At 71.2% G+C, this 11,242-nt stretch carries 8 protein-coding genes and 1 pseudogene; 5 read left to right on the top strand and 4 right to left on the bottom strand.

What is annotated here, in order from left to right:
• Window positions 1-173 precede the first annotated feature (173 nt).
• Both galK and ACFUJR_RS37005 read left to right on the top strand, forming a co-directional pair.
• Entirely contained in the window at window positions 174-1,334 is a 1,161-nt protein-coding gene (galK, locus tag ACFUJR_RS37010; RefSeq protein WP_383178696.1) for a galactokinase, read from the top strand.
• A 301-nt stretch (window positions 1,335-1,635) separates the two neighbouring features.
• Window positions 1,636-2,421: a LuxR C-terminal-related transcriptional regulator gene (locus ACFUJR_RS37005; RefSeq protein ID WP_383178699.1), complete on the top strand. Its 786-nt coding sequence runs from the start codon at window positions 1,636-1,638 to the stop codon at window positions 2,419-2,421.
• Here the strand turns inward: ACFUJR_RS37005 and ACFUJR_RS37000 are convergent.
• Window positions 2,380-2,877, bottom strand: coding sequence for a MarR family transcriptional regulator (locus ACFUJR_RS37000; protein WP_361671946.1), 498 nt, complete (start codon window positions 2,875-2,877; stop codon window positions 2,380-2,382). The genes ACFUJR_RS37005 and ACFUJR_RS37000 overlap by 42 nt on opposite strands.
• Window positions 2,878-3,009: 132 nt before the next feature.
• Between ACFUJR_RS37000 and ACFUJR_RS36995 the strand changes: the two genes are divergently transcribed.
• Window positions 3,010-3,852, top strand: a complete 843-nt coding sequence (locus ACFUJR_RS36995; protein WP_383178702.1) for a trans-aconitate 2-methyltransferase — start codon at window positions 3,010-3,012, stop codon at window positions 3,850-3,852.
• 95 nt (window positions 3,853-3,947) lie between these two features.
• On the opposite strand, the gene ACFUJR_RS36990 is transcribed toward ACFUJR_RS36995, so the two are convergent.
• The 3 genes from ACFUJR_RS36990 to ACFUJR_RS36980 all read right to left on the bottom strand — a co-directional run bounded on the left by ACFUJR_RS36990 (window position 3,948) and on the right by ACFUJR_RS36980 (window position 7,565).
• On the bottom strand, window positions 3,948-5,654 hold the full coding sequence (locus tag ACFUJR_RS36990) for an FG-GAP repeat domain-containing protein (RefSeq protein ID WP_383178705.1): 1,707 nt from the start codon (window positions 5,652-5,654) through the stop codon (window positions 3,948-3,950).
• Between the two features lie 250 nt (window positions 5,655-5,904).
• A complete protein-coding gene (locus tag ACFUJR_RS36985; protein WP_383178713.1) occupies window positions 5,905-6,579 on the bottom strand; it encodes a TetR/AcrR family transcriptional regulator in 675 nt (224 codons plus the stop codon).
• Window positions 6,579-7,565, bottom strand: a complete 987-nt coding sequence (locus ACFUJR_RS36980; protein WP_383178707.1) for an acyl-CoA desaturase — start codon at window positions 7,563-7,565, stop codon at window positions 6,579-6,581. The genes ACFUJR_RS36985 and ACFUJR_RS36980 overlap by 1 nt, the downstream gene beginning before the upstream one ends.
• 225 nt (window positions 7,566-7,790) lie before the next feature.
• Between ACFUJR_RS36980 and ppc the strand changes: the two genes are divergently transcribed.
• Both ppc and ACFUJR_RS36970 read left to right on the top strand, forming a co-directional pair.
• Entirely contained in the window at window positions 7,791-10,520 is a 2,730-nt protein-coding gene (gene ppc, locus ACFUJR_RS36975; protein ID WP_383178710.1) for a phosphoenolpyruvate carboxylase, read from the top strand.
• Between the two features lie 261 nt (window positions 10,521-10,781).
• Window positions 10,782-11,242: pseudogene (locus ACFUJR_RS36970) on the top strand (LamG domain protein jellyroll fold domain protein); the annotation flags it as partial.

Below are 11,242 nucleotides of genomic sequence, written 5' to 3'. Positions count from 1 at the left end.
CACGTGAGTCGTGGCCACAGCTCACAAACTAGCGAGGCCACAGGTAAAGATCAAACCTACGGGTCAGGGCCCGGTCTTTCGCCCTGGGAGCGAAAGACCGCTCACTGCCCCGCTCCGCAGGGGTTTCGTTTCCTCCCCCACCTGAAGGTGGGGGTATCCACGAAAGGACTCAGATGACCGTGGCGGGCGAGTTCGAAGCGCTGTACGGGGCGGCCCCGGAGGGCGTCTGGGCCGCCCCCGGGCGGGTCAACCTGATCGGTGAGTACACCGACTTCAACGACGGCTTCGTCCTGCCGCTGGCCCTGCCGCACACGGCGGTCGCCGCCGTGTCACGGCGCCATGACGGGGTGCTGCGGGTCCATTCCGCCGACGTCCGGGGCGGGATCGTCCGGCTCGACCTGGCCGCGCTGGAACCGCTCGCCCCGCTCGCGGGCGGTGGCGGCGCGAGCTGGGCCGCGTACCCGGCGGGTGTCGTGTGGGCCCTGCGCGAGGCCGGGTACCCGGTCACCGGGGCGGACATCCACCTCGCGTCGACCGTGCCCACCGGTGCGGGCCTGTCGTCCTCCGCCGCCCTGGAGGTCGCCTGCGCGCTCGCCCTGGACGAGCTGTTCGGTCTCGGGCTCTCCCGACCCGAAGTCGCCGTCCTGGCCCAGCGCGCGGAGAACGCCTTCGTCGGAGTCCCGTGCGGGGTCATGGACCAGATGGCGTCCGCGTGCGCGGTCGAGGGCCACGCGCTCTTCCTGGACACCCGCGACCTCTCGTACCGGCAGGTGCCCTTCGACCCGGCCGCGCGGGGGCTGCGGCTCCTCGTGGTGGACACGCGGGTGAAGCACGCACTCGGTGACGGCGCGTACGCGGAGCGGCGCGCCGGGTGTGAGGCAGGCGCGCGGGCGCTCGGTGTGCGCACACTGCGCGAAGTCCCGTACGTGCAACTGCTCGACACTCTCGCGCGTTTGAGCGAGGAATCGGTTCGCCGCTATGTCCGGCACGTGGTTTCGGACAATCACCGGGTCGAACGGACGATCGCCCTCCTCGACGCCGGGGACGCGGCGGCCGTCGGCCCGGTGCTCACCGAGGGCCATGCCTCGCTCCGGGACGATCTGCGCGTCTCCTGCCCCGAGCTGGACCTCGCCGTGGAGGCGGCGAACGCGGCCGGCGCGCTGGGGGCGCGGATGACGGGCGGCGGATTCGGCGGCTCGGCGATCGTGCTGGTGGACCGGGAGCGGGCGGGCACGGTGGCCGCGGCGGTCGAGAGGGCCTTCGCCGAGGCCGGGTTCGCCGCGCCGCGGGTCTTCCCCGCCGTGCCGTCCCAGGGGGCCCGCCGGGAGGCGTAGGGAGCACGCCGGGGCTCCCTGACCGTAGGAATCCCTTCGGAATTGTCGACTTCTGTCGCGATCGTGCCCTGGTGGCGCGGGAGTACCCACCGTGTTCGGTCAGTTCTCCCAATCGCCTTCACCGGCGGCCTCCCGCCCGTACTCTGATGCACAGCGCCGGTGGGGGCCGGTGCTGATCAGGGGGCGTGGCCAGTCGGGTACGGCGCCCGGGACGGGGTAACAGTCACTGCACGGCGGCGGCCGCGCGATCGTCGGACCCTCGTCCCCGGCGCCGTACCCGCGCCGGTCCGTTCCTCGACACTTGGGGGTGTCCGTGGCTCGCATCCGGGTCCTGGTGGTGGACGATCACCGCATCTTCGCCGAGTCGCTGGCCGCCGCGCTCGCCGCGGAGCCGGACGTCGACGTGTCCGCCGCGGGCAGCGGTCCGGCCGCCGTGCGCTGTCTGGACCGCGCGGTCGCCGAGGGGCGCCGGTACGACGTGATGCTGGTCGACGCCGACCTGGGCGCGGTCGCCGGATGTGCCGCCTCCCTGACGGTCGCCCAGGCCGTACCGGACGACGGCGGGGGTGTCGTCGACGGCATCTCGCTGGTCGCCGGGGTCCGTTCCACCCAGCCGGCCGTCCGCACGGTCGTCCTCGCCGAGAAGGACGACCCGCACCGGGCGGCGCTCGCGCTCCAGGCCGGGGCCTCGGGCTGGGTGGCCAAGGACTGCTCACTGCAGCGGCTCCTCGCCGTGATCCGCGGGGTCCTGCGCGACGAGACGCATCTGCCGCCCGCGCTGCTGACCGGGGTCCTGCGGGAGCTGACGGCAGCCCGCAAGCACCGCACCGAGAGCGAGCAGCTCGTGGAGTCGCTGACCCCGCGCGAGCGCGAGGTGCTGCGCTGCATGGTGGCGGGTCTGGGCCGCAAGGCGGTCGCCGAGCGGCTCTTCCTCTCCCCGCACACCGTCCGTACACACATGCAGAACGTGCTCGGGAAGCTGGGTGTGCACTCCACGCTCGCCGCGGTCGCGCTGGCGCGCCGCGCCGGGGTCGGACCCGCCGAGCTATCCGGGGATGTTGTCGAACGGGGCGGTCAGCTGGCGTAGCAGCCCCGCCAGTTCGCCGCGCTCGGCGCGGGAGAGCTGCGCCAGGATGGCCCGCTCCTGGGCGAGCAGCCCGGCGAGGGCCTGGTCGGCCCGGTCGCGTCCCTCGGGCGTCAGGCGGACGAGGACCCCGCGCCGGTCGCTGGGGTCGGGAAGCCGCTCCACCAGGCCCTTCTTGGTGAGCCGGTCGATGCGGTTGGTCATGGTGCCCGAGGTGACCAGCGTCTGGGTGAGGAGCTGGCCGGGGGAGAGCTGATACGGGGCTCCCGCGCGGCGCAGCGAGGTGAGGACGTCGAACTCCCAGGGCTCCAGCTGGTGCTCGGCGAAGGCGAGCCGACGGGCGCGGTCGAGGTGGCGGGCGAGCCGCGAGACGCGGCTGAGCACCTCGAGCGGTTCCACGTCGAGGTCCGGGCGCTCGCGGCGCCATGCAGCGACCAACCGGTCGACCTCGTCCTCCATGACGATCAGTGTAGAGGGTCTGTTGACATAAAGTCTCTTGACGTCAAGATATATTCGCATGGACTATGGGGAAGGACCGGGGCCGGGACCTAGTTCCGCTTCGGCAGCTCGTTCCAGCAAGGGGGCTCGAACATGAATTCCGCACCATCTTCCGCTTCCGCGGCGCCAACGTGGGATCCGCAGCAGTACCTGCGGCATTCCGGCCACCGCACCCGTCCGTTTCTCGACATGCTCTCCCGAATACCGCGTCTTCCCTCCGTGGGCAGCCCGGCCAGGATCGCCGACCTCGGCTGCGGTCCCGGCAATGTGACCGTGCTCCTCGCCGACCGTTGGCCCGACGCCCACATCACCGGATTCGACCTCTCTCCCGACATGCTGGAACGGGCCGAGAAGGACTGGGCGGGCACCACGGCCGGCGGCGGCTGGCTGGACTTCCGTCCCGCCGACGCGGCGCACTGGACCCCGGAAGAGCCCTACGACCTGATCGTCTCCAACGCCGCCCTGCAATGGGTCCCGAACCACCCCGAGTCCTTCGCCGCCTGGATCGACGCCCTCAAACCAGGCGGAACGTTCGCCTTCCAGGTCCCCGGCAACTTCACCGCGCCCAGCCACGCACTGCTCGGCGAACTCTGCGACATGCCCCAGTGGCGCGCCCGCCTCGCCGGGGAGGGGCGCCGCTTCGTCCACATCCTCGACCCGGCCGACTACCTCCTGCGCCTCACCGACCTCGGCTGCGTGACGGAGGTCTGGGAGACCACCTACTCACAGCTCCTGCAGGGCGAGGACCCCGTCCTCGACTGGGTCAAGGGCACGGCGCTCCGGCCCGTCCTGACGGCCCTGGAAGACGACCCGGCGGCGACGGACGCCTTCCTCGCCCAGTACCGCGACCTGCTGCGCGCCGCCTATCCGCCGGGCCCGCGCGGCACCGTCTTCCCGTTCCGGCGGATCTTCGCGATGGCGACGAAGCCGTTGTGAAGGCGGCGCGGTGAAACGGCGCAGTGACGCACGGGCGCCCCGCACCGGAAGACCAGTGCGGGGCGCCTTCGCGTGCCGTGTCGGCCCTGGAGGCGTCAGGACATCGTGTTGTAGATCCCGTAGCCGTAGCCGATCTTGGCCCGCGCGGTGAACTTCCCCGGGGAACTGTTCAGGTAGCCGTACAGGTCGCCCGACGAGGTCACGCCCAGCAGGTCGCCCTTGCCGTCGGCGTTCAGGTCGCCGGGAGCGACCAGCTTGGCGTACGTGTTCCAGCCGCCGCCGATCTTCACCCGCGCCTTGAACGGCGTGGCCGCCACACCCGTACCCGCGTACACGTACAGGTCGCCGCCCGAGGTGCGGGCCACGATGTCCGCGCGCCCGTCCCCCGTGTAGTCGCCCGCGCCGACGATCTTGTTGTACACACCCCAGCCGGTACCGACCTTGACGCGGGACGCGAACGCCGTGCCGTAGCCGTTGCCCCGGTACAGGTAGAGCGTGCCGGAGCCGTCACGGGCCAGCAGGTCGCCCTTGCCGTCGCCGCTCAGGTCACCCGTGCCGACGAGCGTGTTGTACACACCCCAGCCGCCGCCGATGTAGTTGCCCTCGATGTACAGGCCGCCCTGGAAGACCTGCGCGAGATCGGACGAGCCGTCCGGGTTCAGGGAGGACAGGTGCGTGAAGGCGGCGCCCGCCCAGCCGCCCGTGTCGCCGTACTGGCTGCGCGGGGTGAGCTTGCCGGTGGTCCTGCTGCCGTACCAGAACATCGTCCCGGCCTTGTCGCGGGCGAAGACGCCTTCCTTGTTGCCCAGGACCGGGTTGTTGCCCGCCCCGCCGAACTGCGGGATGCCGTCCCAGCCGCCGGGGTCGCTGGACCGCACGCGTGCCGCCAGCGTGCCGTCGCCCTTGCCCCGGTAGTACCAGAGCGTGCCGGCCGTGTCGCGGGCGAGCAGCTCGCCGTTGCCGTCGCCGTTGTCGTCGCCCACGGGGAAGATCTGGTTGTAGATGTTCCAGCCGCCGCCGATCTTCACCCGCGCGGCGAACGGTCCGCTCTTGTCGCCCCTGCCGGCGTAGAACCACAGGGTGCCGGCCGTGTCGCGGGCGATCAGGTCGGCCCAGCCGTCGCCGTTGTTGTCGCCGATGCCGAGCAGCTGGTCGTAGATGTTCCAGCCGCCGCCGACCTTCACGCGGGCCGCGAACGGCGCGTTGCGGTTGCCGGTGGCGTAGTACACGTACAGGTTGCCGCTGTGGTCACGGGCGACCAGGTCCGCGCGGCCGTCGTCGTTCACGTCACCCGGCGCGACGATCTTGTTGTAGATCTGCCAGCCGCCGCCCTGCCACGCGTACACCGCCTCGTTCGGTGTGGCGTCCGTGTACAGGGTGAGGGCGCCCAGCTGCGAGAGCATCAGGACCTCGGGGCCGCTGACGTCCCCGTCCTGGTTGCCGATCGGGATGACGTCCTTCGCCGGCTCCGTGGTGCTGCCGAGGAAGAGACCGCCCGCGCCCGTGGAGGTGGCGGTGTAGACGTCACCGCTCCAGGAGCGGTAGATCAGGTCACCGACGCCGTCGCCGTCGAAGTCCGACAGCTGCGGGGAGGCGCCGACACCGTCGGTCTGGGCCGCACCCGCGCGCAGACCGTCCGGCTGGGGCCGCGTGAGCGTCGGCGGGGTGAAGGCGGGGGCCGGCTTCTCGGCGGCCGGCCGCGGCGCGGGCTGGTCGGCCGAGGCCGGGGTCGCGAGCAGCATGCCCGCGGAGAGGACGAAAGCGGTGCATGCCGCGATGCGGCGCGCACGCGTGGTGTGCACAGAACGCAAGAGATCCCCCCCAGGGATCAGAGAAAACATCGGACCGGGGGCAGGGGTCCGCGGCACCTCCGCTCGCAAGCGCTTGCGAAGGGCGAACGCCCCCCCCGGATGTGGAGGGGAGCATATCGTCGATCACCGACAGGGCATCAACGGATATCCCCGGCAGCGACGGCCCGGCCACGCTGCCGGGCCCGGCTCTTGGCCGGTGACCTCCCCGTCGCCGGGGGACCGCGGCGCCGCCCCCACCGACTCAGCTCTTGCGGTGGCCTATCAGGCGCGGCTTCTGCTCCAGGCCGTCGAGACCGTGCCACGCCAGGTTCACCAGATGCGCGGCCACCTCCGCCTTCTTCGGCTTGCGGACGTCCAGCCACCACTGACCCGTCAGCGCCACACTGCCCACCAGCGCCTGCGCGTACAGCGGCGCCAGCTTCGGATCGAACCCCCGGGCCTTGAACTCCAGACCCAGGATGTCCTCCACCTGTGTGGCGATGTCACTGATCAGCGACGCGAACGTGCCCGTCGACTGCGCCACCGGCGAGTCACGGACCAGGATCCGGAAGCCGTCCGTGTACCGCTCGATGTAGTCGAGGAGAGCGAACGCCGCCTGCTCCAGGAGCTCACGCGGATGGCCCGCCGTCAGCGCCCCCGTCACCATGTCGAGCAGCTGGCGCATCTCCCGGTCGACCACGACCGCGTACAGCCCCTCCTTGCCGCCGAAGTGCTCGTACACCACCGGCTTGGACACCCCGGCCTTCGCCGCGATCTCCTCCACCGACGTGCCCTCGAAGCCCTTGGCGGCGAAGAGGGTCCGGCCGATGTCCAGCAGCTGCTCGCGGCGCTCCGCGCCCGTCATCCTCACCCGGCGCCCACGCCGTGGTTTGTTCTCGCTGCCGCTGGTACTGCCGTCGATCGCCACGCTCTCCATCATGCCGCGTCTACGGGCTCGCCCCGGCGCCGGGCTTCGATCCGCGAGGCGTCCGGCCAGCGCACGTCGTACGCCCAGCCCAGCCGCTCGAACCAGCGGATCAGCCGCGCGCTGGAGTCGACCTGGCCGCGCAGCACACCGTGGCGCGCCGACGTCGGGTCCGCGTGGTGCAGGTTGTGCCAGGACTCGCCGCAGGACAGCACCGCCAGCCACCACACGTTGCCCGAGCGGTCACGCGACTTGAACGGCCGCTTGCCGACCGCGTGACAGATCGAGTTGATCGACCACGTGACGTGGTGCAGCAGCGCGACCCGGACCAGCGAACCCCAGAAGAACGCCGTGAAAGCGCCCCACCAGGACATCGTCACCAGACCGCCGACCAGCGGCGGGATCGCCAGGGACAGGATCGTCCAGTAGATGAAGTGCCGGGAGATCGCCCGGATCGCCGGGTCCTTGATCAGATCCGGCGCGTACTTGTGCTGCGGCGTCTGCTCCTCGTCGAACATCCAGGCGATGTGCGCCCACCACAGACCCTTCATCAGCGCCGGCACCGTCTCGCCGAACCTCCACGGCGAGTGCGGATCACCCTCCGCGTCGGAGAACCTGTGGTGCTTGCGGTGGTCCGCCACCCACCGCACCAGCGGGCCCTCCACGGCCAGCGAGCCCATGACCGCGAGCGCGATCCGCAGCGGACGCTTCGCCTTGAACGAACCGTGCGTGAAGTAACGGTGGAAACCGATCGTGATGCCGTGACAGCCGATGTAGTACATCGCCACCAGCAGGCCCAGATCGAGCCAGCTCACTCCCCAGCCCCAGGCCAGCGGCACCGCGGCCAGCAGCGCCAGGAAGGGCACCGTGATGAACAGCAGCAGCGTGATCTGCTCGATCGATCGCTTGTTGTCCCCGCCGAGGGTGGCGGAGGGGAGATCCGGGCGGTCCTTGAGGTCTTTGCCGGTGGGTTCGAGAACCTCGGGGCTGGAGGTCATAGGTGTCCCTTGGGGGGTGAGGGTGGAGGGAATGGAGCCGAGCCTACGGGACCGTAACCTACGGCGACGTAAGTATGGCAGCGCCGTGGCGCGCGGCAAGAGGGCACACGAGGGGCTAACGAGTGTCCAAGGGATGGACACCTATCCTGTTGGCGTCGGACAGCGCGGTCCGCAAGCCTTCAGTACCCCTCCAGATGTGCCCGAACACTGCAAGGAGCCGCACCTGTGAGCAGTGCCGACCAGACCCCCACCGCCAGCGCCGAGCTGCGTTCCGACATCCGCCGACTGGGCGATCTGCTGGGCGAGACACTCGTCCGCCAGGAGGGCCACGAGCTCCTCGATCTCGTCGAGAAGGTCCGCCGGCTCACCCGCGAGGATGGCGAGGCCGCCGCCGAGCTGCTCGGCGAGACCGACCTGGAGACCGCGACCAAGCTGGTGCGCGCCTTCTCCACGTACTTCCACCTGGCCAACGTCACCGAGCAGGTCCACCGCGGTCGTGAGATGCGCGAGAAGCGCGCCGCCGAGGGCGGCCTGCTCGCCCGCACCGCCGACATGCTCAAGGACGGCGACCCGCAGCACGTCCGCGACACCGTACGGAACCTCAACGTGCGGCCCGTCTTCACCGCGCACCCGACCGAGGCCGCCCGACGCTCGGTCCTCAACAAGCTGCGCCGGATCGCCGCCCTCCTGGAGACCCCGGTCATCGAGGCCGACCGGCGCCGCCACGACCTGCGGCTCGCCGAGAACATCGACCTCATCTGGCAGACCGACGAGCTCCGGGTCGTCCGCCCCGAGCCCGCCGACGAGGCCCGCAACGCCATCTACTACCTCGACGAGCTGCACGCCGGCGCCGTCGGCGACGTCCTGGAGGACCTCGCCGCCGAGCTGGAGCGCGTCGGCGTCGAGCTGCCCGCCGGCACCCGCCCGCTGACCTTCGGCACCTGGATCGGCGGCGACCGCGACGGCAACCCCAACGTCACCCCTCAGGTGACCTGGGACGTCCTCATCCTCCAGCACGAGCACGGCATCACCGACGCCCTCGAACTCGTCGACGAGCTGCGTGGCTTCCTCTCCAACTCCATCCGCTACGCGGGCGCGACCGAGGAGCTCCTCACCTCCCTCCAGCGCGACCTGGAGGCCCTGCCGGAGATCAGCCCCCGCTACAAGCGGCTCAACGCCGAGGAGCCCTACCGGCTCAAGGCCACCTGCATCCGGCAGAAGCTCGTCAACACCCGCGAGCGCCTCGCCAAGGGAACGCAGCACCAGGAGGGCCGCGACTACCTCGGCACCTCCGAGCTGGTCCAGGACCTCGCCCTGATCCAGACCTCGCTGCGCGCGCACCGCGGCGCCCTCTTCGCCGACGGCCGGATGGACCGCACCATCCGCACCCTCTCCGCCTTCGGCCTCCAGCTCGCCACCATGGACGTCCGCGAACACGCCGACGCCCACCACCACGCCCTCGGCCAGCTCTTCGACCGGCTCGGCGAGGAGTCCTGGCGCTACGCCGACATGCCCCGCGACTACCGGCAGAAGCTCCTCGCCAAGGAACTGCGCTCCCGCCGCCCCCTCGGCCCGACGCCCGCACCGCTGGACGCCGCGGGACAGAAGACCCTCGGCGTCTTCGGCACCGTCAAGGAGGCCTTCGAGCGGTTCGGCCCCGAGGTCATCGAGTCGTACATCATCTCGATGTGCCAGGGCGCCGACGACGTCTTCGCCGCCACCGTCCTCGCCCGCGAGGCCGGCCTGATCGACCTGCACGCCGGCTGGGCCAAGATCGGCATCGTGCCGCTCCTGGAGACCACCGACGAGCTCAAGGCCGCCGACGTCATCCTCAACGACATGCTGGCCGACCCCTCCTACCGCCGCCTCGTCTCGCTCCGGGGCGACGTCCAGGAGGTCATGCTCGGCTACTCCGACTCCTCCAAGTTCGGCGGCATCACCACCTCCCAGTGGGAGATCCACCGCGCCCAGCGCCGGCTGCGCGACGTCGCCCACCGGTACGGCGTACGGCTCCGCCTCTTCCACGGCCGCGGCGGCACCGTCGGCCGGGGCGGCGGCCCCTCGCACGACGCCATCCTCGCCCAGCCCTGGGGCACCCTGGAGGGCGAGATCAAGGTGACCGAGCAGGGCGAGGTCATCTCCGACAAGTACCTCATCCCGTCCCTGGCCCGGGAGAACCTCGAACTGACCGTCGCCGCCACGCTGCAGGCCTCCGCCCTGCACACCGCGCCGCGCCAGTCCGACGAGGCCCTGGCCCGCTGGGACGCGGCCATGGACACCGTCTCGGAGGCCGCCCACACCGCGTACCGCAAGCTCGTCGAGGACCCCGGCCTGCCGGCGTACTTCCTCGCCTCCACCCCCGTCGACCAGCTCGCCGACCTGCACCTGGGCTCACGGCCCTCTCGCCGCCCCGGCTCCGGCGTCTCCCTCGACGGACTCCGCGCCATCCCGTGGGTGTTCGGCTGGACCCAGTCCCGCCAGATCGTCCCCGGCTGGTTCGGCGTCGGCTCCGGCCTCAAGGCCCTCCGCGAGGCCGGCCTCGAAGCGGTCCTCGGCGAGATGCACGAGCGCTGGCACTTCTTCCGCAACTTCCTCTCCAACGTCGAGATGACGCTGGCCAAGACGGACCTGCGGATCGCCCGCCACTACGTCGACACCCTCGTGCCGGACGAGCTCAAGCACGTGTTCGCCACCATCGAGGAGGAGCACGCGCTCACCGTCGCCGAGGTCCTGAAGGTGACGGGCGGCCAGAAGCTGCTGGACTCCAACCCGGTGCTCCAGCAGACCTTCGCCATCCGCGACGCCTACCTGGACCCGATCTCCTACCTCCAGGTCGCCCTCCTCGCCCGCCAGCGCGCCGCCACCGAGCGCGGCGAGGACCCGGACCCGCTGCTCGCCCGAGCCCTGCTGCTCACGGTGAACGGTGTGGCGGCGGGTCTGCGCAACACCGGCTGACACCCCGCATCAGACGCGAGTGCCCCCATCGGTCCGACCGACGGGGGCACTTCGCGTATGCGGGATGGCCCGATCTGACCTTCCCTTTCTCCTTCGTGTGATCACGGTTCCATCACGCCTGGCAGCCGCGGCTGCGACCTGCTCCGACGCGACGTGAGAGTGGGGGCTTTCCCTGATCGATTCATGAACATGGGTAGGAAGTTGAATCGCATACATCGCGTCAGACGCGCTTCTCGCGGAAGAGCCCAAGGCCTTCTCGCCGTGGCCACGGCGACCGCCCTTCTCGCCGCGTTCCCGGCCCTGAGCGGGACCGCCGCCGCGGCCGCGCCCGCCACCGGACAGAGCCCGCAGCCCACCGAGAGCGAGCGGGCCCTCGCCACCGCCAAGAAGACCGGCACCCGGGTGGAGGTCACCGGGGAACGCTCCGAGCGGTCCACGGTGTACGCCAACCCCGACGGCTACTCCTTCACGCTGGAGGAGGCCTCGGTCCCCGTACGCGTGAAGAAGCCCGGCGGCGGCTGGCGCACACCGGACGCCACACTGGAGCGCCGCCCGGACGGCTCGGTCGGCCCGAAGGCCGCCGCCGCGGAGATGACCTTCTCCGGCGGCGGGGACGAGACCCCGCTCGTGTCGATCGCCGAGAGCGGCAGGTCGCTCGCGCTCGACTGGCCCGGCACCCTGCCCACACCCGAACTCGACGGCGCCGGCGCCCTCTACCGCGA

The organism is Streptomyces sp. NPDC057271, assembly GCF_042668715.1.
Classification (GTDB): Bacteria; Actinomycetota; Actinomycetes; order Streptomycetales; family Streptomycetaceae; genus Streptomyces.
This window is presented reverse-complemented; position numbering and strand designations above follow the sequence as displayed.